The organism is Streptomyces sp. NPDC058665, assembly GCF_042714995.1.
In the GTDB taxonomy this organism is placed as follows: domain Bacteria; phylum Actinomycetota; class Actinomycetes; order Streptomycetales; family Streptomycetaceae; genus Streptomyces.
Genome location: NZ_JBHXRX010000011.1, coordinates 91961 through 115789 on the forward strand (window position 1 = coordinate 91961; position 23829 = coordinate 115789).

The following is a 23829-nucleotide window of genomic DNA, read 5'->3' on the forward strand; positions in this document are numbered from 1 at the left end:
CCGGACCGGACGTCCTAGATGGCCAGCGAGAGCACCACCGGGGCCGCGCCCCTGTTGAGCGTGTCCGCCGCCGAGCGCAGCCGGTGCGCGTGCTCGATCGGCATCGACAGCGCCAGACAGCCGACCGACGAGCCCGCCGTCAGCGGCACCGCCGCGCAGACCGTGCCCACCGCGTACTCCTGGAGATCCAGTATCGGCACCGTCGGCGGCTGGCTGTCCAGCTTGGAGAACAGCACCCGCTCGCTGGTGATGGTCCGTGAGGTGAGACGCGCGATCTTGTGCCGGGAGAGATGGTCCCGGCGGCTGTTCTGGTCGAGCTGGGTCAGCAGGCACTTGCCGACGGCGCTCGCGTGCGCCGCCGAGCGGAAGTCCACCCACTCGTTGACCGCGGGCGCGTCAGGGCCGTCGGCGATCTGCGTGATCTTGACCTCGCCGTCGATGTACCGGCTGATGTAGACCGCCGCCCCGACCGAGTCGCGCAGCTCGCGGAGCGTGTCCTGGAGCTTGGACTCCAGGGCTTCCTCGCGGGTGGCGCCGGAGCCGAGCAGCACCAGCGAGTCCCCCACCACGTACGCCCCGTCCGCGAGCTGCTCCACATAGCCCTCGCGGCGCAACATCGCCAGCAGCGGGGCGAGATGGCCGGTCGGCAGGCCCGTCTCGCGGGCGATCTGGGCGTCGGTGACACCACCGGTGTGGTTGGAAACCGTTTCGAGGACGCGCAGGACGTATTGCACCGAGTGGAACGGCGCGGTCGGCTCCGGCTTCAGCGCCACGGTTTCCCCCTAGCAGGTTGTGACCGCAAGCTTCCTTACCACGATAACCGTCAAGAGCCCTTTCCGGGGCGGCTGTTGAGCAGAATCACAGCCCGTCCGGCCCGCCCAGCTGGGGCGTATCGCATGGGCATATGCCAGCGTCACAACCTTCGTTCGCGAGACCGGGAAAACGGGGGAATCCGGTCCGCTTGATCGGACCGGGTTCCCCCGAATTCGGCGCGCCCGTCGCCTGCGTGAACGCGCCGGGCGTACGCCCTACAGCACCGCGCTCAGGAACTCCCTCGTGCGCTCGTGCTCCGGTTCGCTGAAGATCTTCTCCGGCGGCCCCGACTCGATGACATGGCCTTCGTCGAACATCAGTACGTCGTCGGATATGTCCCGCGCGAAGTTCATCTCGTGCGTCACGCACAGCATCGTGATGTCCGTCGTGTGAGCGATGTCCCTCAGTACGTCGAGGACCCCCGCGACCAGTTCCGGGTCGAGCGCGGACGTGACCTCGTCCAGGAGCAGGACCTGCGGCCGCATCGCGAGCGCCCGCGCGATGGCCACCCGCTGCTGCTGTCCGCCCGAGAGCTGACTCGGGTACGCGTCGCAGCGGTCCCCGAGCCCCACCAGATCGAGCAGACCGCGCGCCCGCTCCTCGGCCTCGTCGGGAGAGAGACCGAGCACATGCACCGGCGCCTCGGTGACGTTCCGCAGCACCTTCATGTTCGGGAAGAGGTTGAACTGCTGGAAGACCATGCCTATCTTCTTGCGCACCTCACGGACATGGCGGTCGCCGGCGGGGACGAGCCTGCCGTCCTTCTCCTCGTGCGTGAGGTAGTCGCCGGCCACCTTGATGGTGCCCTCCTCCGGCTTGATCAGCGTCATCAGGAGTCTGAGGATCGTGGTCTTGCCCGATCCGGAGGCGCCGATCAGCGTCACGTGCTTGCCGGAGTTGACGGTGAAGTCCAGTGAGTCCAGGACCGTGTTGGCCCCGAAGCGCTTGGTGACCTTGTCGAAGCGGATCAGCTCGCTGCCGTCGGCGACGGGATTGGCCGTTTCCTTCGAGGTGTTGAGGGGAGTGCTGTCAGCGGACAAGGCGACGCTCCAATGCTCGCATGAGAAGGGATGCCGGATAGGAGATGACGATGAAGGCCACACCCACGACGGTGAAGACCTCGACCGTCAGGAAGGTCTGGGAGGCGAACTGGCGTGCCTCGCCCAGCATTTCCAGTACTCCGATGACGAACAGCATCGGAGTGTCCTTCAGCATCGCGATGACGTAGTTGCCCAGCGCGGGCACGACGCGCCGGATCGCCTGGGGCAGGATCACCGCGCCCCAGGTGCGTGACCTCGGCAGGCTGAGCGCCGTGGCCGCCTCCCATTGGCCGACCGGGACGCCGTCGATACCGGCGCGGTAGACCTCGGCGGTGTACGTCGAGTAGTGCAGGCCCAGGCCGACCACACCGGTGACCATCGCGCTGAGCGTGAGACCCCACTCGGGGAGCACGTAGAAGAGGAAGAACAGCTGCACCAGCAGCGGGGTGTTGCGGACGAACTCGGTGATGACGTTCACCGGCCAGCGCACCACCGCCAGGCTCGACCGTTGGGCCATGGCCCACACGAGACCGAGCGCGAACGCGAGCAGCGCGCCCAGGACCAGTGCCTGGAGCGTGACGAACAGGCCGTCCCAGAACATCGGCATGAAGTCGCCGACCGCGGACCAGTCCCAGTTCATCGGCCCTCACCTCCGGCGGTCGCGGGGGTGGCGTCCTGCCGGGGGAGCTCGATCTTCCGGCCGAGCGGCCGGGACCTCTTCTCCGGGCGTTGCCCGATCCCGGCCTTCGCCTGCCGTTCGAGGACGCGCATCCCGCGCGTGAGGACAAAGGCGAGCACGAAATACATCAGCAGGATGACCGTGTAGACGGGGGCGCTCTCACCCGTCGCGTTACGCACCAGTGACGCGCCGAAGGCGATGTCGGCCACGCCCATGACGGAGACCAGTGCCGTGCCCTTGAGGAGCTCGATCAGGAGGTTGTTGAACGGCGGGATCATCTCCGGCCAGGCCTGCGGCAGGATGATCTTCCGCAACTGCTGCGCGGGCGTGAAGCTCAGCGCGATCCCCGCCTCGCGCTGGGCGGGAGCCACGGCCCGCACCGCGCCCCGGACGACCTCGGAGCCGTACGCCCCGTAGGTGAGCCCGAGCGCCAGCGTCGCCGCCCACAGCGGGACGAGCTGCCAGCCGAAGCCCAGCGGGAGCACGAAGAAGATCCAGAACATCAGGATCAGCGCGGACGTGCCGCGGAATATCTCGAAGTACGCCCCGGACACGAAGCGCACGATCCACAGCCGGTGGGAGCGGGCGAGTCCGACGACCAGCGACACCACGGCGGCCAGAGCGGCGCTGAAGACGGTCAGCTGGACGGTGATCCACACGCCCTTGAGGAGTATTTCCCAGAGACCCCAGGTCATTTCGCTCATGGCGCGCACTTCTCCTTGGCGGTGATGGTCGTCATCTGGTCCTTCGTGAAGCCGAAGGGCCGCATGATCTCCAGGAGTTCACCGCTCTTCTTGAGCTTGTGCAGCTCGCGGTTGAAGGAGTCACGGAGGTTGGTCTCCGGTGAGCGGAAGGCGAAGCCGCCGACGTCGATGACGGGCTTGCCGTCCACGATCGGTGTGACCTCCTTGGTCGCCTCGGCCTTCGTGCTCTCGGTCTCCTCGATGACGTTGAACACCGTGACCGCCGTGCCGGCGAAGACATCGACGCGGCCCTGCTCGACGGCGAGAAGTCCGGCCAGCTGGTCGGGCAGGGTCGTGATGCTCTTGACCCCGGCCTCCTCCGCGTAACCGATCTCCGCGTAACCGACGCCCGTCGCCATTCTGGCGCCGGCCTCGGCGATGTCCTTGTAGCTGTTCAGATTCTTCGGATTCCCCTTCGGCACGATGAACGCGTCGAGCATCTGGTATTCGGGGTCGGCGAAGATCACCTGTTCACAGCGTTCCGGGTTGATGTACATCCCGGCGGCGACCACATCGAACTGGAGCGAGTTCAGTCCGGTGATCAGCGAACCGAACTCGGTGGCGAAGGGCTGGACATTGTCCACGCCCAGCTCCTTGAAAATGCGCGACGCGATCGCCGGGGCCGAGCCCGTCATCTCGCCGTCCTTGCCGATGTAGCTGTACGGCTGCTCACCGGCCAGCCCGAGACGCACCGTGCCCTTGGCGCGCAGCTGGTCCAGGAGGGTTCCCCCGTCCCCGGCGTCGGCGGTGGCCACGCGGCTGCATCCGCTGGTGGCTCCGACGGCCCCCGCGACACCGAGTGCCGCGGCACCCGCGAGCAGCGAACGGCGCCGGAGCCCGCTTCCTGTGCTTCGTGTGTTGTTCCCCTTTAGTGGAGCCATAGGCGCGCGGCTACCCGGATCGTCCGAGGGTATGCGGATCATTTTCGGACCGATATGCCTATCGTTACCCGCGGGGAGGCGGGTCCGTCCGGCCCGGCATTCGCGCGGCCGGGGCGGGTATTCATGGCCGGACACCGGCTGTACCGAACCGACGAGAAGGGCGCGAAGACCAATGAGCGAGCGCTTCATCGAAGTCTCCCTGGACAAGCGCGGAGTGCGCTGCACCGCCAAGCTCCTCGACGAACTGGCCCCGATCACCTGCGCCGCGGTGTGGGACGCGCTGCCGCTGGGGGGTGACGTCTACCACGCCAAGTACGCCCGCAACGAGATCTACGCGCTGATGCCCGGGTTCGCGGCCGAGGAGCCGCCGCTGGAGAACCCGACGGTCACCCCCATCCCGGGCGACCTGTGCTATTTCACCTTCTCGGACACGGTGCTGGGCACCACGTCGTACGGGTACGAGGAGCAGGCCGCCCACCGGGGCCGCCGTACCGTCGTCGACCTCGCGCTGTTCTACGAGCGCAACAACCTGCTGATCAACGGCGATACGGGGTGGATCCCCGGCATCGTCTGGGGCTCGGTGGTCGAGGGGCTGGACGAGATGGCGGAGGCGTGCCAGGACCTGTGGCGCGCGGGCGCGACGGGGGAGACGCTCAACTTCCGCCGGGTCTGAGACGGGGCGGCCCGGACGGGACCGGTGAACCCGTGCGGTCAGAGCACTACGCGCCGGTGGGAGCCGGGAGCGACGCCGCGCCCGACTCGTACAGCGCGTGTGCCGCCCGCATCACCAGCGCGTCCGCGTGACGGGCACCGATCAGCTGGAGGCCGATCGGCAGCCCGTCCGCGTCCACTCCGCACGGCACGGTCGCCGCGGGCTGCTGGGTCAGATTGAAGGGGTACGTGAACGGGGTCCAGCCGGTCCAGCGGTGGTGCCCCGAGCCCTTCGGCACCTCGACGCCCGCCTCGAAGGCGGTGACGGGCAGGGTCGGCGTGACCAGCAGGTCGTACGTCTCGTGGAACCGGCCGAGCCGCCTGCCCAGCTCCATCCGCGCGTCCACGGCCGCCAGATAGTCCAGCGCGCTCGCCTCGGACCCCGCTGCGACGATCTCCTTCAGCCCCGGGTCGAGCAGCTCGCGCTGCGCGTCGCCGAGCGACTGCGTCACCCGGGCAGCGCCCGTGAACCACAGCGTGTGGAACGCCTCCACCGGGTCCGAGATGTCGGGGTCGGCCTCCTCGATGTACGCGCCCAGCTCCGCGAGCCGCGCCACCCCGCGCCGTACCGCCGCGGCCACGTCCGGCCGCACCGCGACCTGGCCGCCGAACGACGGCGAGTACCCGATCCGCAGCCCCGCCACCCCGTCGGCCAGGACGGCGCCGACGCCCGGCGCCGGGGCGAGCTGCGACCAGTCCCGCCAGTCCGGACCGCTGATGACGTCGAGCAGGAGCGCGGCGTCGGCGGCGTCCCGGGCCATCGGACCGGCGTGCGCCAGCGTGCCGAACGCGCTGGACGGGAAGAGCGGGATCCGCCCGTAGGTGGGCTTGAGCCCGAAGATGCCGCAGAAGGACGCGGGGATCCGGACCGAGCCGCCGCCGTCGGTGCCGATCGAAAGCGGAGCCGCGCCGAGCGCCACCGCCGTCGCGCTGCCGCCGCTGGACCCGCCGGCGGTCCTGGACAGGTCGTACGGATTACGGGTCACCCCGCTCAGCGGCGAGTCCGTGACACCCTTCCAGCCGAACTCCGGTGTCGTGGTCTTGCCGACGAGGACCGCGCCGTGCTCGCGCAGCCGCGCCACGGCGGGCGCGTCCTCGTTCCAGGGACCGGCCGGATCGACCGTCCGGCTGCCGCGCAGGGTCGGCCCGCCACGCTGGAGGAACATGTCCTTCACCGAGACGGGGACCCCGTCGAGCAGCCCCCGGGGCTCCTTCCCGCGCCACCGGACGGTGGACTCCTCGGCGGCGGCCAGCGCCGCGTCGGCGTCGACCCGGACGAAGGCGTTGACGAGCGGTTCGATCGCCTCGATCCGGTCCAGCGTGGCGCGCGCCACGTCGACCGGTGAGAAGTCGCCTCTCTCGTAGCCGGCCAGCAGCTGTCGAGCGGTGAGATCGGTCAGGAACATGGACTCAGTCATGCATGGGGACGTACCCACGTTTCTTGTCCACCACGTTAGGCAATGGCTTTCCGGACGCCCAGATGTCGTAAAGCTCGACGAACTGCTCGCCCAGTCGGTCGCGCCAGCCCACGGTGTCGCCGCTCATGTGCGGCGACACGATCAGGCCGGGCACGTCCCACAGACGGCTCTGCGGATCGATCGGCTCGGCCTCGAAGACATCGAGGGCCGCGCCCGCGATCCAGCGCTTGGACACGGCGTCCACGAGCGCGTTCTCGTCCACGAGCTGACCGCGCCCCACATTGATGAAGCGCGCGGACGGCTGCATCAGACCGAGGAGACGCGCGCCGAACATGCCGCGCGTGCTCTCCGTGAGCGGCGCCGCGCAGATCACCCAGTCGGACCGCGTCAGCAGCCGGTCGAGCTCGTCGGCGCCGTGGATACCCGGGCGCGCCGTGCGGCCGGTGACCGCCACCGTCAGGCCGAGCGCCCTCAGCGTGTCGGCGACCGCCCGGCCGATCGGACCCGCGCCGACGACGGTCGCGCGGCTGCCTGCGACCCGCAGTCCCTCACGGTGGCGCCAGCGCCGCTGGCGCTGGAGTTCGAGAGTTCCGGGCAGATCCTTGGCCATGGCAAGGACCAGAGCCGCCACGTATTCGGCAATGGGCTCCTCGAAGATGCCACGGGCGTTAGTCACCAATGTTTCGGAGTTGATCAGCTCGGGACTGAGCAGCCGGTCCACACCGGCGCTCGCCGTGTGGACCCAGACCGGCCGTGGGCCGTCCCCCGGCCAGGCGAGCCGGATCGCGTCCGAAGTGAAGTCCCACGCCAACAGGACGTCAGCCAGGGGGAGTTGAGCGGCGAGGGTGGAGTCGTCCGCGTACACGATCCGGGCTCGGCCGGTCAGCCGGCCGAGGCGAGGCGGCGGGTCGGCACCCAGGACGAGAAGGGTTGGTTCGGCCATCGGGAGAGCCCTTCTGAGCGGGGCGGGGATTTCCCCGAGGAAAACTCTTGCAACGTATTTCCTGTGCGGATTGACCACGCTCGCATTTACCTCCTACCGTCGTCAACAACAGCCAAAAGGGGGGCCGTGCCATGGATGTCTCCTTTCTGGGCGGACCGCAGCCGCAGCGTGGTGTCGGTGTGGTCGCCCCATTCGATTTCGCTCTTGATCGTGAACTCTGGCGTTGGATGCCGGACGAGATCTCGCTGCGCCTGACGAGGACGCCCTACGTCCCCGTCGAGGTGTCGCTGGACCTTGCCCGCCTCGTGAGTGAGCACGAGACCCTCGGAGAAGCGGTGCGGGCCCTGGGAGCGTCCGAACCTGAGGTGATCGCGTACGCCTGCACGTCGGGCAGCTTCGTCGGCGGTGTCGTCGGTGAGCGGGCCATGACCGAGGCGATGACGAGGGCGGGCGAGGTGCCCTCGCTCACCACGTCGGGCGCGCTCCTCGAAGCGCTGGAGGAGCTGGGCGCGAAACGGATCGCCCTGGTCACGCCCTATACGGAGTCGGTCACCGAGTCGCTGGAGGACTACCTGGCGGAGGCCGGGGTAACCGTCACGGGTCGCGCCTTCCTGGGGCTGACCCGGCACATCTGGAAGGTGCCGTACCGGTCGGTCGTGGACATGGCGCGGCAGGCCGTCGTCGGTGCGGCCGACGCGCTGTTCATCAGCTGCACGAACCTGCCGACGTACGACGCGATCCCCCAGTTGGAGGCTGAGCTGAGGATGCCGGTGCTGTCGGCGAACCAGGTCACGATGTGGGCGGCCCTGCGCAGAATAGGCGCGCACGCGGTAGGCCCGTATCAGGGCCTGCTGCTCGACCCGCCTCCGGTGCGCCACGTGCCTACGCTGGAAGTAATGGGAGACCTCTCCGAGATCTCGGACATTCCCGTGGTCCCGATCTCCGAGATCGCCCGGATCAACGAGATCTCCGAGATCGGCGACATCCCCGGCATGGCGGAGATGGAGCGGGCGGAGAAGGAGCGGATGGAACCGGTCCAGCAGATGCAGGACAGCCAGCCGGGCCAGCCCGGTGAGTGGGCGCAGCCCTCCCAGCCGGACGCTCCGACCGAGGAACAGGAAGGGTGGACATGACGACCGTCGGACTTCTCTACCCCGGCCACTCCGCCGAGGACGACTACCCCCGGCTGGAGATGCTCTTCGACAGCGACATCAGACTGCCCCTCGTCCACACCGACATCGGTGAGGACGCCCACCGCGTGGACGCGCTCCTGGAAATGGGCTCGGCGCGGCGGTTGGCGGACGGTGTCGAGGAGCTGCGGATGGCGGGCGCCGAGTCCGTGGTCTGGGCGTGCACGAGCGGCAGCTTCGTGTACGGCTGGGACGGCGCGCACGAGCAGGCCCGCACGCTGGCGATGGAGGCGGGACTGCCGGCTTCGAGCACGTCCTTCGCCTTCGCGCACGCGGTCCAGGCGCTGGGCGCCCGGAAGGTCGCGGTCGCCGCCACCTATCCGGAGGACGTCGCGGGCTACTTCGCCGCCTTCCTGAAGTCGGCGGGCATCGAGGTGGTCTCCACGCGCGGCAGCGGCATCATCACGGCGGCCGAGGTCGGCACCTGGGGCCGGGACGAGGTACTGGCCCTGGCCCGGGAGGGTGACCACCCGGACGCGGAAGTCCTTCTCCTGCCGGACACGGCGCTGCACACCGTGGCGTATCTGCCGGAGCTGGAGGAGGCCGTGGGCAAGCCGGTCCTCACCGCGAACCAGGTCACGGTCTGGGAGGGCCTGCGCCTGGTCGAGCGGCACGCGTGGGCCCCGAAGCTGGGGACGCTCTTCGCGAGCCGGGAATAAAACGGAGCCGTCCTCCTGTTGGGTGGAACCGTACTTGATTTCCGCTCAGGAGGGCTCCCACCGGTGGTTGACGCAATTCGAGGTACGGCGCTGGGCACCGCGCCCGTGCCGCTGTCCGTACTGGACCTGGTCACCGTCGGCAGCGGGAGCACCGCACGGCATTCGCTGCTGACCAGCGTCGAGATCGCCAAGCTCGGCGAGCGCCGGGGCTACGAGCGGCACTGGGTCGCCGAGCACCACTCGATGCCCGGTGTCGCCTCCTCGTCGCCGGCCGTGATCCTCTCCCACCTCGCCGCCCACACCGAGCGCATCCGCCTCGGCTCGGGCGGCGTCATGCTGCCCAACCACGCGCCGCTCGTCATCGCCGAGCAGTTCGGCACCCTGGAGGCACTCGCCCCCGGGCGCGTCGACCTCGGGCTCGGCCGGGCGCCCGGCACCGACGGGGCGACGGCCGCCGCGCTGCGCCGCACCGACCGGCTGAACGAGGGCGCCGACGACTTCCCGCAGCAGCTCGCCGAGCTCACCCGCTTCCTGGACGACGACTTCCCGAACGGGCACCCGTACTCCCGCATCCACGCCGTCCCCGGACCCGTCCAGGGCCCGGCGGCCCGGCCGCCGATCTGGCTCCTCGGCTCCTCCGGCTTCAGCGCCCGGCTCGCCGCCACGCTCGGGCTGCCGTTCGCCTTCGCGCACCACTTCTCGGCGCAGAACACCATCCCCGCGCTGGACCTCTACCGTGAGTCCTTCCGGCCGTCCGCCGTGCTCGACGCCCCGTACGCGCTGATCGGCGTCGCCGCCCTCGCCGCCGATGACGAGAACGAGGCCCGCCGCCAGGTGCTGACGGGCGCGCTGTCGATGCTGCGGCTGCGCACCGGGCGCCCCGGGCTCGTCCCGACGCCCGAGGAGGCGGAGGCGTACAGCTTCAGCGCGCAGGAGCGCGACTTCGTGGACAGCTGGCTGACGAACATCGTCCACGGCACCCCGGACGCCGTCCGCGCCGGCCTGGACGACCTCCAGAAGCGCACCGGCGCCGACGAGCTGATGCTCACCGCCAACGCCCACGGCGCCGAGGCGCGGCTGCGCAGCTACGACCTGATCGCCGACGCCTACGGCCTGCCGGCCTGACCACGGGACGTACCGCGCGTCCGGGCCCGAGGCCACCCACGGGTGCGGGCCCGGCGCGCGGTACGCCAGGATGCTCGGTGACACGCCCGAGGGCCCCTCGCGGACCCACTGGGCACGCACCGGGATACGGAACAGAGGTCGAGCCATGTCGCCGCATGTCATCGTCGGCGCGGGTCCCGTGGGAACGGCCACCGCTCGCCTGCTCGCCGACTCGGGCGAACGCGTCCGCCTGATCACCCGCTCCGGCGGCGGCCCCGAGCACGCGGGCATCGAGCGGGTCGCGGCCGACGCCTCCGACGCGGCCACCCTCACCCGCCACACCGCGGACGCCACCACCCTCTTCAGCTGCGGCGGCCCGGCCTACCACCGGTGGGGGACCGACTGGCCACCGCTGGGCGCGGCACTGATCGGCGCCGCCGAAGCCAGTGGCGCCGTACTGGTCACCACCGGGAACCTCTACGGTTACGGCCCCGTGGACGCCCCGATGACCGAGCGGACGCCCCAGCGGCCGAACTCTGTCAAGGGCCGGGTCCGCGCGAAGCTGTGGGCGGACGCGCTCGCCGCCCACGAGGCGGGCCGGATCCGTACCGCCGAGGTGCGCGGCTCCGACTACCTCGGCGCCGGCGTGACCTCCACCGCCACCGTCCTGCTCCTGCCGAAGGTGCTGGCCGGGAAGAAGGCGTCGGCGCCCGGGGACCTGGACGCGCCGCACAGCTGGACGTACGTGGGTGACGTCGCCCGCACCCTGGTGGCGGTCGCGGCGGACGAGAGCGCCTGGGGCAGGCCCTGGCACGTACCGTCCCCGCCACCGGTGTCCGTGCGCGCCCTGGCCGTCCGCGCCGCGGAACTGATCGGGGCCCCGGCCCCGCGCCTGGCGCCGATTCCCGCGCCGCTGCTCAGGATCGCCGGGCTGTTCAACACTGATGCCCGCGAGGTCTGGGAGATCCGCTACCAGAGCGCGGCGCCGTTCGTACTCGACTCGTCGGCGGCCACGGCGGCTTTCGGCATCACGCCCGCCTCCACCGACGACGCGCTCCTGGAGACCATGAAGGACCTGCGGGCCCGCGCCGCCTGACCGCGAGCGGCGGGGCGGGAGTCAGACCTTCAGCGGTCCTGCCCCGATCATCTCCGCGATCCGCTCCGGCCCCACCGCGCGCGAGTACAGCCAGCCCTGCCCGGTGTCGCACCCGATCCGGCGCAGACGCGCCGCCTGCCCCGCCGTCTCCACGCACTCCGCCGTGACGGTCAGGCCCAGCCGGTGGGCGAGATGGACCAGCGTCTCGACGATCGTCTCGTCCGCCGGATTGGGGTGCGCGCCCCCGTCGTAACGGAAGCCCCGTACGAAGGAGCCGTCCAGCTTCAGTACGGAGACGGGCAGCCGGCTCAGATAGGCGAGGTTCGAGTAGCCGGTCCCGAAGTCGTCGATGGCGATCCGCACGCCCATGTCGCTCAGCGCCTGAAGTGCCTGGAGCGGCCGGCCCGCCGAGCCCATCACCGCGGACTCGGTCAGCTCCAGTTGCAGCAGACGCGGCGCCAGACCCGTCTCGGCGAGGATCGCGGCCACATCGGCCACCAGGTCGGAGTCCCAGACCTGCCGTACGGCGACGTTGACGCTCACGAACAGCGGGCGCTCCGCCGGGTGGTCCCGCTGCCACTGCCGGGCCTGGAGACACGCCGTACGCAGCACCCACCGCCCGAGCTGCACGATCGAGCCGTCCTCCTCGGCGATCCCGATGAAGCGGTCGGGCGCGAGGACACCGAACTGCGGATGGCTCCAGCGCACCAGCGCCTCCACGCCCTGGACCGCTCCGTCGGCCATCCCCACCAGCGGCTGGTACTGGAGCACGAACTCCTCGCGCTCGACCGCCGGACGCAGCGTGGACGACAGCGCCTGGCGCGTCATCCGGTGCGCGTTGCGCTCCGGGTCGAAGAGGGTCCAGCGCGCCTTGCCGTCCGCCTTCGCCCAGTAGAGCGTCGTGTCGGCGACCTGCATCAGACCGGTGGGGGTGGTGCCGTCGGTGGCCCGTTCGACGACGCCGATGGACGCCGAGACCGAGAGCCGCTGGCCGGCCAGGTCGAAGGGGAGCTGGAGCGCGGCGAGTACGGTGCGGGCGAGGTCGGCGAGTTGTTCCGTACCGGCGGAGTCCTCGACCAGGACCGCGAACTCGTCGCCGCCGAGGCGCGCCACGAGATGGCTGCCGCCGCGGCTGTGCCCGTCGCTGTCGGCGCACTCGGTGAGCCGGCTCGCGACGGCGGCGAGCAGCCGGTCGCCGACCCGGTGCCCGAGGGTGTCGTTGACGGCCTTGAACCCGTCCAGATCCAGGTAGCAGAGACCGATCCGCCCTGTTCTGCCATGGTCGTACGACGATTCGAGCGCGGCGGAGAGCCGCTCGAAGAACAGCGTGCGGTTGGGCAGCCGGGTCACCGGGTCGTGCATCTGGAGGTGCCGGATCCTCGCGTGGAGTTCGCGCCGCTCGCTGATGTCCGAGAGGGAGAGCAGCACGGTGCCGCCGTCGGGCAAGGGCGCGACGGTGACCTCGGCCCAGAGCGTGCGGCCGTCGGGGTGCTTGAGCCGGCGGGTGCAGCGGAAGCGGGAGCGGCGCCCGCGCAGCACTTCGTGGTACGCGTGCCAGGTCCGGTCGTCGGATGCGAGGTCGACCAGGTCGGCGGCGGCACGGTCGCGCAGCTCGGCGCGCTCGCTGCCGACCAGTTCCGCGAGGGCGTCGTTGGCGGTGACGACGGTCCCCCGGCGGTCCACGACGGCCATGGGGAGCCGGGCGGCGTTGAAGGCCGCGCGGTAGTCGCGCAGGTCGCGGTCGGCGCGGTGGCCGGCGGGGGTGGGCTGGACGGGAGCGGGGCGCGTGAGGGCCCGCAGCTCACCGAGGGCGAAGCCCGTACCGTCCAGCATGGCCAGAGCATCACGTTCCGTAACCGAGGGTGCGCCGGAATCGGGTGCCGCGACTGCCGCGGCCCGCGGCCTTTCGGAGGTTCCGCTCACGGCTCGCTCCCGCGGTGCTGTGGTGTCGTACAGGGGGTGATTCGGGATGGTCGGCGCAGATAAGTCTGCCGATCATAGAGGCCGGGCGGCAGGCCGTTCCAGCTCCCGGCGGTGAACCCGGGCGCGCGAGGCCGACACCGGGGCACCGGACGATCGTTTCTGCGCGGCTGCGGCGCGGGATGTACGAGGGATGTCTCCGGCCTGACCGATTGTGACTTTCCGTGGTCCACCGGGGGTGTCGCCCCGCTCACCCAACCGGTCCAGCGGAACAGGGCGTTCTCCGGCGAAAAGGCACAAGGTGGGTGAGCTGTCCCGCATTCCACAGCCGGAGGTCCACGTGGAGCGTCGCCCGACACACGGGGGAGTGGAACGGCCACGCCTGCGCAGCACCGCCGCGGCCTTTACCTCCCTCGTCGCGGTCGCCGCCACCTCACTGGTGGCCGGCCCCGCCGTGGCGGCGAACTCCGCCGGACCGTGCGCCCTGCCCCGTACCGCGGCGCACCACTCGCTCGGCCTCGACACCTGGAACGCCGCCTACCCGCGCCCGGCCACGACCCTCGACGCGGTCATGGTCTTCCTGTCCTTCCCGGACTCGGAGCCACGGCTCGACCCGGCCGAGCTGGTCTCCGACCACTTCCCGGCGACCAGCAGATTCTTCGAGCGGGCCTCGTACGGGAAGTTCGCCCTGCGCGCGCACCCCCGGCTCCGGTGGATCGAGATGCCCCGCCCCTCCACGGACTACGCCATAAGGCGCGACTGGGAGCCGGAGATGCGCACCACGTACCTCCGGGACGCGCTGGCGGTCGCCGATCCGGTGATCGACTTCTCGCGGTACGACCTCGTCTATCTGGTCGCCGATCCGGACGCGCCCGGCGTGGACTCGGACGCGACGAAAGTGGTCAACTTCGACCGTCCGCTCACCGCGGACGGCACGGACATCGAGCGCGTCGTCACCGTCTTCGAGCGCCATCCCCCCGACCGCAATGTGCTGGCCCATGAGACCGGACACGTATTCGACCTGCCCGACCTCTATCACCGGCCGACCGACGGCAAGGGCGACTGGGACACCCACGTCGGCGACTGGGATGTGATGGGCAGCCAGTTCGGACTGGCTCCCGACCTGTTCGGCTGGCACAAATGGAAGCTGGGCTGGCTCGAAAGACGGCAGGTCAGCTGTGTGAAGCCGACCGGCAGCAGCATGCTCACCCTGGAACCGCTGGACACCGCGCCCCCGGTCGGCGCGAGCGCCGGGACCCGGCTCGCGGTGGTCAGGACGGGCGAGAACTCGGCCCTGGCGATCGAGGCGCGCGGCTCCACCGGGAACGACTCCACCACCTGCACCGAGGGGGTGCTGATCTACCGGGTGCGGGGCGAGACCGAGTCGGGCGGCGGCCCCATCGAGGTGGTGGACGCCCACCCGGACAGCGAGGCCTGCTGGGACCAGTCGGTCTACCCGCCGCTGGCGGACGCGCCGCTGGGGGTCGGGGAGACGTTCACGGTGCCGGGGGAGGGCACGAAGGTGGAGGTGGCCGACCGTACGCCGGCCGGCGCGTGGACGGTGAAGGTCACGACGGGGGTCTGAGGCCACGGGGGTCTGAGGCCACGACGGGGTCCGACGTCCGTACGTACGAAAAAGCCCCCCGCTCTCGCGAGGGGCTTTCCCTGTCTGTGCGCCGCCAGGGACTCGAACCCCGGACCCGCTGATTAAGAGTCAGCTGCTCTAACCAACTGAGCTAGCGGCGCCTGCTGACGTCGTAGACCTTAGCACCAGGATCGGTGCGAAGAAAAATCGATATGACAGGCCCCGAATGACGCTGGTGCGCTGCTCAGGGGCGGGAACCCGGCAGGCTCGTCACCGCGCCGGTGCGGGTTCGGGCGACCGCCGTCCGTAACGCGGGACGGCTCGCCCGCACACACGCCCACAGCAGCACCTCCGGGCCCGGGAGCCATGGATGACGGGTGTCGGGGGCGACCACCCAGCGCGGCGCCGCGCCATTGCCGGGGACCAGCGGCGGTACGGTCACGGCGTCGCCGGAGCCGTGGCAGAGCAGCGGCGGTACGGCCGGCGCGCGGCCCTCCGGGGCCGAGCGCCCCCACTCCTCCCAGGCCAGCAGCGACGGCAGGCGCTGGGCGGTGCCGGGGGCAGCGAACAGCATCATCCGGCCCCGGTGCGTGGCGACAGGACCGGAGCCCGGACCGTCGGACCACAGCCGGTCGAGCATGCGCCTGCCGAAGATGGTGGGCACGTTGACGACGTCGAAGACGGTGCCGCAGGGCAGTACACCGGGTGCGGTCGGCCGGGCCTCCCAGAGGGCGAGCGTGGAGCGGGGGTACGGCTCGGCGGAGGCGAGCCATCCGGCGCCGGTCGCGGTGACCTGCGCCGTGTGGTGGCGGCCTTCGTCGCGGAGAAAGTCGAAGATGTCGGTCCGGCGCTCGTCGTCGCAAGCACCCGGACTCAAAGGGGATTCATCTCGCAGCCATGCGCTCATGACACTTACATCTACCTGGAGTAACCGGCCGAATCCCGGTAGTTGCCGGAAACCGGGACAGGGTGGTGCGGGAGGGCGTAACCTGCGACCCGGCATATGCCAGGCGCCAGCCCGGCAGGGGCCCGCCGGATGTCCGCTACGGGATCACTCCCCTGGCGCGCGACCGTTGCGGAGCAGATCGCGCCCGAACTCCACCATCTTCTTGGCGTAGTCCTCGGTCCACTCCGCCCGTGCGGCGATGTCAGCGGCCGTGAGCCGGTCGAACCGCCGCGGGTCGGCGAGCTGGGCGGCGGCGAGGGCCTGGAACTCCACGGCCCGGTCGGTCGCGGCCCGGAAGGCGAGCGTCAGCTCGGTGGCCCGGTCCAGCAGGGTGCCCGGGTCGTCGATCGACTCCAGGTCGAAGAAGTGCTCCGGATCGGAGACCGCCTCCGACGGCTCGAACAGCAGCGGGGCGGGCCGCAGCCGCCGCTGACCCGACTCGGATTCCGCCATGTGTTCCTCCTGCTTGCTCCTGGTGCGGGTGCCTGAGATGTCGTACGTGTCGCCTCGGCCACCGTCCATTGTCCCGCCCCGCGCAAGTGGGCCTCCGCCGCTTCCGGCGGCTCGGCCTCGTGGCCACTGTCCGGCCTCAGGGCTGCCAGGGCACGCGGTGTTCCGCCAGGTGGGAGAGGACCGCGTGGTTCGCCTCCCACCCGTCAGGGAACTTGATCGTGACGCCCAGCTGGACCGGTTCCGTCGAGGGGTGTTCGTCGAGCAGTTCCGGGACTCCCGCGCGGCAGACCACGATGCACGCGTGGCGGTGCCGGGAGGTCAGCACGCACAGGCGGCCCGTCTCCAGATGGAACGCCGTCGCGTCCGGGCGGCCCGAGAGCGGGTGCAGGACCACCGTGACGTCGAACTCACGGCCCTGGAGCCGGTTCGCCGTGTCCACGGCCACCCCCGTCACGCCCAGCTCCGCGAGCGCCGCGCGGACCGCCGCCGCCTGGTCGCGGTGCGCCGTGCCCACCGCGACGCGGTCGGCCGTCAGCGGCGCCGCCCCAGGGCCACGCTCGCCGGCCGTCGCGCCGCCCCGGTCCAGCAGCCGGCGGACCACCAGCGCGACCGCCCGTACCGCCTCGGGGTCCGTACGGGGCGTACGCCGCGCGGGCAGCTCAAGCAGGCCCCAGCCGGACGCCGCCGCCTCGTCCACCACCCGGTCCGGGCCCGACCCGTCCGACGGGACGGCGAAGGTGAGCCGCCGGTCCGCCGGGCCCGTACCGCTGCGGAACGGCGTGTACGGGTAGAACGCGTCCGACACCAGCGGCGCGGCCGACGCGGGCAGCCGCCACGACACCGGGAGCCGGTGCTGCGGCAGTTCGGGATTGTGCGCGAGCAGCGTGGCGACCGCGCTGGCCGACGGGTCGTAGCTGAGCCCCGCCCACTGGTCGGCACCGACCACGCTGAACGGGTCCAACTGGCCCGGGTCGCCCACGAACAGCGCCCGCTCGAAGAGCCCAGCGACGGCGAGCAGCGCGTCCGAACGCATCTGGTACGCCTCGTCCACGATCGCGTGCCGCCACGGCTCCACGCCCTGCACATGCGCCCACTTGGCGGCCGTGGACACCACGACGTCCAGGCCCGCGAGATCGGCCGCCTTCGCCGACTTCCGTACGGAGGGCAGCTCGTCGAGCGACGGGTCGTAAGGGTCCGGGTCGTTGCTGTGCAGCCGGCCCACGGGCAAGTCGGGGGCTTTCTCGGCGAGCCGTGAGACGAGGTCGTCCACCTGCGCGTTGGTCTGCGCGACGACCATCAACGGCCGCCCCGCCGTGGCCAGTTCGAGCGCGGCGCGCACCACGAGCGTCGACTTCCCGGCGCCGGGCGGCGAGTCGACAACCACGCCCCGGTACGCGCCGTGCAGCGTGTCGTACAGGATCGCGTCGGTGGCCCGCGCGGCTTCGGCACCGGGGTCGAAACCGGCCCGGTCGGATGCGGTTGTGGCGGTCACAGGAAGTCGTCCTCGGTCACCGGGTCGGGAAGGGGCAGCGGGAGCGACGGCGCGGGCGCGTCGTCGGCGGGCGTACGGGACTCAGGAACGTGTACGGCTCCGAGGACGGGACCGGCGGCGTCACCGGCACCGGGTCCGGCCCCCGCACCCTCCGCCCCCGGCGGCCCCCCGTGCGTCCACGGCGTCTCCTCGGTCGACGGCAGCTTCGGACCCCCGCGCTGGTCGTGTTCGAACAGGGTCCAGGCGATCCGGTCGCCCTTCGCCGGGACCGACCCCTCGGCCGGCTCCCTGCCACGGCCCATCCGGTCCGTCAGCCGCACGACCAGCATGCCCTGGCCCCCCGGCTCCCAGCCGACGAACTCCGCCGACTGCGGTTTGCCGTCCAGCGAGCGGTAGACCTTCGTGCGCTCGCCGAGCTGCGGCAGGTCCTCGGTGTGCAGGGTGATCAGGGGGCGCGGGCTCGGCCGCTTGCTCTCGCTGTAGGCCATCACCACGTCCGTCACCTCCCCGACGAACGCCTCGCCGGAGAGCCTGCGCCCGGCCAGCACCAGCGGGTCGTCCAGCGCCTCCTGCGCCTCCAGCTGCGCCTGTGCCGTCTCCCGTGAGGCCAGCTTCCGCGCCGCCGTCACCGCGTCGTCGTGCCGGGGCTGCGGCGGTTCGCCGGAGCGCACCCGGTCGCGATGGCCCGTGAAGGACCAGCGGTCGCGTGTCCAGCGGTCGGCCACCCGCGCCCCCTCAGGCAGCTCCCGCAACAGGTCGAGACCCCGCCACACCGCGTCCCACGTGGGCCGCGCCTGGCTCTCCAGGAGCTTGCGGATCTCCCGTTCGGCCCTGGTCAGCCTGCCCAGTTGCTCGTCGGCGCCCAGGCCGTCCTCGGCGGCCCCGAGCGACTGACGCGCCCGGTCGTACTCGTCGATCGCCGGCGCCAGCAGCCTGTTGTCGAACGCCGGGTCCGTGGCCGGGCCCGCGGGCGGACAGAGCAACTGCCCGCGCCCGTCCCGGGAGGTCTCCGCACGCAGCGCCGCGTCCCGGCCCGACCCGCCGTCCGGCGGGTCGATCCAGGCCAGCAGCGCGCCGAGATGCTGGTCCTCCAGGTTGGACTGGCCGGTCGCCCAGTGCCTGTTGAGCAGATCGGTCGCCGCCAGCAGCAGCGACGATCCCGGCACCCGCGCCCGCTCGCCGTAGTGCGTCAGCCAGCGGCCCAGCAGCGGCACGCGCGCGGGCGCCGGATACGGCGTGTCCGGGTCCTGCTCCGCCGTACGCCGGAACCGCATCGACCGGCCAAGGAGCCGTACGAAGTCGATACCGGGCCGGTTCGGCACGATCAACTGCGGTGCGTCCACGCAGAGTTCGACCTCGACCTTGACGCGCTTGCCCGTCTCCGGGTCGGTCTCGCCGCGTTCGGCGGGCTCGACATCGTCCGCGTACGCGTCCAGATGCGGCAGCAGCGCCTCCGCCAGATCGGCGAGGAAGGCGAACCGCAGATCCCGGTCGCGCGGCTGCGCCACGGTCAGCAGACGGGGCGACTCCCGGTCCGTACCGACGAGCGCGCCGAGCGGGGCACCGGCCTCCCCCGCCGTCGTCAGCGGCACGAAGACCAGCGGGCGGTCCGACAGCCGCCGGTGGCGCACGGTGGTCAGCGGTCGCGCGCGCCCGCTCTCCACCGCCTCCAGCCGGGCGAGGGTGTTGATCAGCGACATCCGGCCACCGCGCCTTCCGGAAGGGAGTTCGCGCCGTCCAGGAGGGAGTCCAGGCCCTCAGGGAGGGACTTCAGCGCCTCGGCGCGCAGCGCGGCTGCCCTGCGCAGCGCCACGACCGTCGGATCGTCGTCGGTGACCCCCGGCGCGCTCTCGCCGCGCGCCGCAGCCAGCACGGCCCCGACCGTCGTCAGGCCGCCCAACTCGCCCCGTACACCCCGTCCCAGTGCCTCCACGGCGCCGGTCGAGCGGGCCTGGCCCCGGCAGTGGAAGGCCAGCTCGCACGCGGCCAGACACTCCGGCGCGTACGCCGCCGGGACCGCGTCGACCGCCGCCGTCAGCTCGGCCGGTGAGCAACGCCCCGGATCGAAGCTGGTGCCCTCGGGCAGAGTCGCGGCGATGTCCTCGATCCTGGTGAGCCGGGTCAGCTGCCGCCGGGTCACCGACAGTTGCTTGCGTACGTCCACGACCGAGGCGGTCGGCAGGTTGGAGAAGTCCCTGGGGCAGACCAGCAGCACCGAGTGGTCCACCCGCGCGCCGGTCACCCGCGCGGCGACCCGCTCCAGCGCCAGCACGTACACGGCGGCCTGCCGCGCGGCGGCGCCCACCTTCGACGGGTCGGCCGAACTGTCGATCATCGGGAAGGACTTGATCTCCACCACGATCCACCGGCCGTCCGGACGCACGACCACAGCGTCCGGCTCCAGATAGGCGGGCGAGCCCGCCACCTCCAGCGCGAGCAGCGGGTGCACCAGCAGCGTCCACGCGCCGGACCCGGGCACCGAGCCGGTCACGCCGGCCTCGTCGGTCGCCTCACGCAGCGCCAGCGCCGTACGCGCGACGCGTCCCTCGGGACCGGCCGCCGTCAGATCGGGGACACGCACCTCACCGGGCACCGGCGGCGGCGCCCCCGCGCCCATCCGCTCGTGCAGCAGCCGCAGCAGCTCCGTACCGCCGTCGGCCTTGACGCGCGCCTCGAAGGCGTTGCCCCGCATGAAAGCGAACTGCGACTGCCCGAACGGCGCCGGAGAGCCGAGCGCCGCCGCCAGCGCGGTCTTGTCGACCCCGGCGCCGTCCAGCAGCGCACGGCGTCCGCACCCGGGGTTGGCGGCGAGAGCGGCCAGCGCGCGGGCGTCCAGCGGATGCGGCGCGACGTCCGGTCCGCGCAGCTCAGCGAGCCGCTGCCGGAGCGTCGCCGGTCGCGGCTCCGGTACTTCCGGGGTTGCCGGTGCTGCTGTTGGTGCGGGTGCGCTGCCCGGGGAATCGCTCACCCGCGGAAGTCTCGCATCCGTCACTGACATTCGTGTGTGTGACCGGGTCTGCCGGGGAGTTCGCCGAACTCTTCGCGACCGTGACGGAACCCCCCTTCGACGACAGCCGTTCCTCGGACGCCGCCACCCGCACCAGCCTGCCCACGAACGCGTACCGGCCGGTCGCGCGCGCCCACCCCCGGTCGGCCGCCCGCAGCACGGGCCTGGTCAGCATCGCGCCCGCCGCCATCACCGCGGCCCCGGCGACCGCGTCGAGGAAGTAGTGGTTCGCCGTTCCCATCACCACGATCACGGTGACCAGCGGATAGAGCGCGCCGACGAAGCGCAGCAGCGGCGCCTTCCCGTGCCGCCACAGCAGCACCCCGCACCACAGCGCCCAGCCGACGTGCAGGCTCGGCATCGCCGCGTACTGGTTGGTCATCCCGCCGAGCCCGCGCGGCGCGCTCGCCTCGGCGCCCCACCAGCCGTACGAGCTGTACTGCGCCATCGTGTCGACGAAGCCGTAACCGGCCTCCAGCAGCCGGGGCGGGCAGGTCGGAAGGAAGACGAAACCGATCAGGCCGAGCAGCGTGGAGGCCATCAGCCAGGTGCGGGCCGCCCGGTAGTGCGCGGGGCGGCGCCGGAAGAGCCAGATCAGGACCGCCGGGGTGACGACGTAGTGCAGCGAGGCGTACATGAAGTCGGCGGGTATCCCGAGGGCCGGGGTGTCCGTGAAGAGCCGGTTGAGGGGATGTTCGGCGTTCAGGAAGAACGCCTTCTCTATTCGGAGGATCGCCAGACCGTGGTCGACGGCCGTCGACACATCGCCACGCGCCAGGACCCGGCCCACCGAGTACGCCCCGTACAGCACCGCCAGCAGCAGCAGTTCGGCCCACCAGCGTGGCCGGTGGGCGGTGCGCGCACGGTCGGTCTGCCGCATCCGAACGTTCTCCCTCATGCTTTACGCGGCCTTTCGCCGACGTTCAACCGTACGGTGTAGGCGATCGCGCGCATGCGAGGGGTCCCCTGCGAACCCTCGTGCGTCAACAGAAGCACCCGGCGACGTGATCGTCGGCTGATCAGGGGGACGCCGGGACCGTCCCGAAGGTTGCCCCGTGTTCAGGTGCGGGATGATGGCAGGGCACCTGTTGTGAACCTGAGGGAGAGCTTCCATGGCATCGCGCGTCCTCCTCGCCCGGCACGGTCAGACGGCGTGGTCGCTGTCCGGCAGGCACACCGGCAGGACGGATGTCCCTCTGCTCGACGAGGGCAGGCGCGGCGCGAAGCTGCTGGGGGAGCGGCTGCAGCGCGGGCCGTGGTCCGGCCTGCCCGACGTGGAGGTCCGCACCAGCCCGCTGCTGCGCGCGAGCGACACCTGCGCACTCGCCGGGTTCGCCGGACGGGCGCGCCCCTGGGACGCGTTGATGGAGTTCGACTACGGCGCGTACGAGGGCATGACCCCGGCGCAGATCCAGGCGGTGCGGCCGGGCTGGTTCATCTGGCGCGACGGCGTCCCCGACGGCGAGACCCTGGCCGAGGTCGCCGCGCGCGCCGACGAGGTCGTGGACTGGGCACGCTCGGCCGACCGTGACGTGCTGGTCTTCGCGCACGGCCACATCCTGCGCGCGATCGGCGCGCGCTGGCTGGGCGAGGACGTGTCCTTCGCGTCCCGGATCCGGCTGGCGCCGACGTCGCTGTCCGTCCTGGACTGGGCGTACGGGGCGCCGGCGATCGACATCTGGAACGACACGGGGCATCTCGCGGGCTGACCCCGCCGTCCGCCCGCGCGCCGGGCCGCGCCGGTTCTCGGTCCGTCAGCTCCGGTGCGCGGTCGACGCCGCCGACGCGTGGCGGTCCAGGAAGGCGCCGACCTCCACCGTACGCCGCCGGGGCAGCAGCACCCGCACCATCCCCGCGAGCATGCCCTGGATACGGGACGACTGGACCTCGTCCATCAGGTCGAGCACCCGGTGCCCGGCGGCCGCTGCCTCGTCGAGGGAGCCCGCGTGCGCCAGGTCCACGGCCAACTCCGCCCGGTAGAGGGCGAGATTACGGGTGAAGTGCGGGTCCTGGAGGACCGTGGCCCGGTACGCGTGCCGGGCCGCCGCCGACCAGTCGCCCAGCGCGGCGCGGCACTGCGCCTCCAGCACTTCCAGTTCGGGCTCGCCGAAGAACGACATCCACTCGGGATCGGTGGCCGACGGTCCGCTCTCGAAGAGCGTGTGCGCCTGGCCGAGGGACTGCTCGCAGCCCGTACGGTCCCCGAGCCCGGCCCAGCCGCCCGCCTCGCGCAGCGAGAGGAGCGACAGCAGCCGCGGCGAGGCGAGGTCCCGGGCCGCGCGCCGGCCCGCCTGCGCCGCGCGGACCGCCTCACGGTGCCGGCCCGCGTCCCTCGCCAGGAACGAGGTGTTGCAGAACGCGTGCGCCTCAACTCCCGCGTCACCGGCCACCCGTGCGGTCGCCAGCGCCTCCGCGTAGTGCGAGCGCGCGTCGTCGAAGCGCCCCGAGTCGTGCGCCAGCCAGCCCACCGAGATGGCCAGTTCGCCCGCGCTCGCGTGCAGCCGGCCGGCCGTCGCGCCGCGCGTGGCGGCGCCCGCGTCGAGGAGCGCGTACGCCGTCCGCAGCGGCTGCGCCGCCCGCCGGTACAGCCCGTCGGCGCCGTGCCGGTCGTCCAGCAGCCTGATCCGGCGTACCGCCTCCTCCAGGGCGCTCACCTCGGCCTCACCCACCCGCCGGGGGCTGGGCACGGCCGCCGCCGGGGCGGCGCCGATACCGAGAGAGGCGACAGCCATCGAGGCGGTGCCACCGGTCATGAATGCGCGACGCCGCACGTCGCTCTCCTCGCTGATGTCGTCTGTGTCGCTGTACATCGGGGTCGGGGCTGACGGTGGGGTCGGGGCCGGCGCCGGAGCGGTGTCGGCCTTGTGTCTGGACGCCCGGCCACGGACGGTCTCGCGTGCCGAGAAGCCCAGGTCGGCCAGGGTGAGGCCGGGGAACATATGGAGGAAGACGCGTTCGTACGCGTAGTTGGGACAGCGGATCTCGCCGGCCTCCACCCGTCCGATATAACGTGCGTCGCACGCGACTTGTTCACCGATCTCCCGTGCCGCCCTGCGTACGGCCGCCGCGAACTCCCCCGGCGAGCGGCGACCGCGCAGCCGGCGGAAGGTGAGATTGGGAACTGCCCTGGTCGACACCATGGCCGAGAC

General features: G+C 71.7%; 21 protein-coding genes, 1 tRNA gene and 1 pseudogene. 7 read left to right on the forward strand and 16 right to left on the reverse strand.

The annotated features are described in order from the left end of the window. Positions 1–14: 14 nt before the first annotated feature. From ACFWV8_RS09650 to ehuB, 5 genes are all read right to left on the reverse strand, one after another. Complete coding sequence (locus ACFWV8_RS09650) at positions 15–773, reverse strand: IclR family transcriptional regulator (RefSeq protein WP_384199267.1); 759 nt, start codon at positions 771–773, stop codon at positions 15–17. Positions 774–1028: 255 nt separating this feature from the next. Further along, positions 1029–1853, reverse strand: a complete 825-nt coding sequence (gene ehuA / locus ACFWV8_RS09655; protein WP_384199269.1) for an ectoine/hydroxyectoine ABC transporter ATP-binding protein EhuA — start codon at positions 1851–1853, stop codon at positions 1029–1031. After that, positions 1843–2493 (reverse strand): ectoine/hydroxyectoine ABC transporter permease subunit EhuD, encoded by a 651-nt coding sequence (ehuD, locus tag ACFWV8_RS09660; protein ID WP_384199271.1) that lies wholly within the window; start codon positions 2491–2493, stop codon positions 1843–1845. Before ehuD ends, ehuA begins: the two co-directional genes overlap by 11 nt. Then, positions 2490–3236, reverse strand: coding sequence for an ectoine/hydroxyectoine ABC transporter permease subunit EhuC (gene ehuC / locus ACFWV8_RS09665; RefSeq protein WP_384199273.1), 747 nt, complete (start codon positions 3234–3236; stop codon positions 2490–2492). The genes ehuD and ehuC overlap by 4 nt, the downstream gene beginning before the upstream one ends. Next, positions 3233–4156 carry an ectoine/hydroxyectoine ABC transporter substrate-binding protein EhuB gene (gene ehuB / locus ACFWV8_RS09670; protein WP_384199275.1) on the reverse strand — a complete coding sequence of 308 codons (924 nt, stop codon included), beginning with the start codon at positions 4154–4156 and terminating at the stop codon, positions 3233–3235. Before ehuB ends, ehuC begins: the two co-directional genes overlap by 4 nt. Before the next feature lie 172 nt (positions 4157–4328). Here ehuB and ACFWV8_RS09675 point away from each other — a divergent pair, with 172 nt between their 5' ends. After that, a complete protein-coding gene (locus ACFWV8_RS09675) occupies positions 4329–4829 on the forward strand; it encodes a DUF3830 family protein (protein WP_384199277.1) in 501 nt (166 codons plus the stop codon). Positions 4830–4875: 46 nt separating this feature from the next. On the opposite strand, the gene ACFWV8_RS09680 is transcribed toward ACFWV8_RS09675, so the two are convergent. Continuing rightward, a complete protein-coding gene (locus ACFWV8_RS09680; RefSeq protein ID WP_384199279.1) occupies positions 4876–6285 on the reverse strand; it encodes an amidase in 1410 nt (469 codons plus the stop codon). Continuing rightward, on the reverse strand, positions 6278–7228 hold the full coding sequence (locus tag ACFWV8_RS09685) for a D-2-hydroxyacid dehydrogenase (protein WP_384199280.1): 951 nt from the start codon (positions 7226–7228) through the stop codon (positions 6278–6280). Before ACFWV8_RS09685 ends, ACFWV8_RS09680 begins: the two co-directional genes overlap by 8 nt. A 131-nt stretch (positions 7229–7359) precedes the next feature. Here ACFWV8_RS09685 and ACFWV8_RS09690 point away from each other — a divergent pair, with 131 nt between their 5' ends. The 4 genes from ACFWV8_RS09690 to ACFWV8_RS09705 all read left to right on the forward strand — a co-directional run bounded on the left by ACFWV8_RS09690 (position 7360) and on the right by ACFWV8_RS09705 (position 11277). Continuing rightward, positions 7360–8361: a decarboxylase gene (locus ACFWV8_RS09690; protein WP_329387348.1), complete on the forward strand. Its 1002-nt coding sequence runs from the start codon at positions 7360–7362 to the stop codon at positions 8359–8361. Beyond that, positions 8358–9077 carry a decarboxylase gene (locus ACFWV8_RS09695; RefSeq protein WP_329387350.1) on the forward strand — a complete coding sequence of 240 codons (720 nt, stop codon included), beginning with the start codon at positions 8358–8360 and terminating at the stop codon, positions 9075–9077. Before ACFWV8_RS09690 ends, ACFWV8_RS09695 begins: the two co-directional genes overlap by 4 nt. A 63-nt stretch (positions 9078–9140) precedes the next feature. Next, the gene (locus ACFWV8_RS09700) at positions 9141–10202 is read left to right on the forward strand and encodes an LLM class flavin-dependent oxidoreductase (RefSeq protein ID WP_384199283.1); all 1062 of its coding nucleotides are present in this window, start codon (positions 9141–9143) and stop codon (positions 10200–10202) included. 145 nt (positions 10203–10347) lie between these two features. Beyond that, positions 10348–11277, forward strand: a complete 930-nt coding sequence (locus ACFWV8_RS09705) for an NAD-dependent epimerase/dehydratase family protein (protein WP_384199285.1) — start codon at positions 10348–10350, stop codon at positions 11275–11277. 21 nt (positions 11278–11298) lie between these two features. Here ACFWV8_RS09705 and ACFWV8_RS09710 read toward each other — a convergent pair whose 3' ends face one another. Then, complete coding sequence (locus ACFWV8_RS09710; protein ID WP_384199287.1) at positions 11299–13200, reverse strand: putative bifunctional diguanylate cyclase/phosphodiesterase; 1902 nt, start codon at positions 13198–13200, stop codon at positions 11299–11301. A gap of 307 nt (positions 13201–13507) precedes the next feature. Between ACFWV8_RS09710 and ACFWV8_RS09715 the strand changes: the two genes are divergently transcribed. Continuing rightward, positions 13508–14782, forward strand: coding sequence for a M6 family metalloprotease domain-containing protein (locus tag ACFWV8_RS09715; protein ID WP_384199375.1), 1275 nt, complete (start codon positions 13508–13510; stop codon positions 14780–14782). Between the two features lie 87 nt (positions 14783–14869). Here ACFWV8_RS09715 and ACFWV8_RS09720 read toward each other — a convergent pair. The 7 genes and pseudogenes from ACFWV8_RS09720 to ACFWV8_RS09750 form a co-directional block, all read right to left on the reverse strand. Next, positions 14870–14943: transfer RNA gene (locus ACFWV8_RS09720), tRNA-Lys, on the reverse strand. Then, a pseudogene (locus tag ACFWV8_RS09725) lies at positions 14934–15689 on the reverse strand (bifunctional DNA primase/polymerase). Before ACFWV8_RS09725 ends, ACFWV8_RS09720 begins: the two are co-directional and overlap by 10 nt. Before the next feature lie 144 nt (positions 15690–15833). Further along, positions 15834–16181: a hypothetical protein gene (locus ACFWV8_RS09730; protein WP_329387362.1), complete on the reverse strand. Its 348-nt coding sequence runs from the start codon at positions 16179–16181 to the stop codon at positions 15834–15836. 136 nt (positions 16182–16317) lie between these two features. After that, positions 16318–17673, reverse strand: a complete 1356-nt coding sequence (locus ACFWV8_RS09735; protein ID WP_384199288.1) for an AAA domain-containing protein — start codon at positions 17671–17673, stop codon at positions 16318–16320. Beyond that, the gene (locus tag ACFWV8_RS09740; RefSeq protein ID WP_384199290.1) at positions 17670–19373 is read right to left on the reverse strand and encodes a hypothetical protein; all 1704 of its coding nucleotides are present in this window, start codon (positions 19371–19373) and stop codon (positions 17670–17672) included. The genes ACFWV8_RS09735 and ACFWV8_RS09740 overlap by 4 nt, the downstream gene beginning before the upstream one ends. After that, positions 19364–20641: a hypothetical protein gene (locus ACFWV8_RS09745; protein WP_384199292.1), complete on the reverse strand. Its 1278-nt coding sequence runs from the start codon at positions 20639–20641 to the stop codon at positions 19364–19366. Before ACFWV8_RS09745 ends, ACFWV8_RS09740 begins: the two co-directional genes overlap by 10 nt. Next, a complete protein-coding gene (locus tag ACFWV8_RS09750) occupies positions 20541–21560 on the reverse strand; it encodes a phosphatase PAP2 family protein (RefSeq protein WP_384199293.1) in 1020 nt (339 codons plus the stop codon). The genes ACFWV8_RS09745 and ACFWV8_RS09750 overlap by 101 nt, the downstream gene beginning before the upstream one ends. A 232-nt stretch (positions 21561–21792) precedes the next feature. Here ACFWV8_RS09750 and ACFWV8_RS09755 point away from each other — a divergent pair, with 232 nt between their 5' ends. Continuing rightward, positions 21793–22389 carry a histidine phosphatase family protein gene (locus ACFWV8_RS09755; RefSeq protein WP_384199295.1) on the forward strand — a complete coding sequence of 199 codons (597 nt, stop codon included), beginning with the start codon at positions 21793–21795 and terminating at the stop codon, positions 22387–22389. Positions 22390–22434: 45 nt separating this feature from the next. Here ACFWV8_RS09755 and ACFWV8_RS09760 read toward each other — a convergent pair whose 3' ends face one another. Then, positions 22435–23820: a tetratricopeptide repeat protein gene (locus tag ACFWV8_RS09760; RefSeq protein ID WP_384199297.1), complete on the reverse strand. Its 1386-nt coding sequence runs from the start codon at positions 23818–23820 to the stop codon at positions 22435–22437. Positions 23821–23829 lie beyond the last annotated feature (9 nt).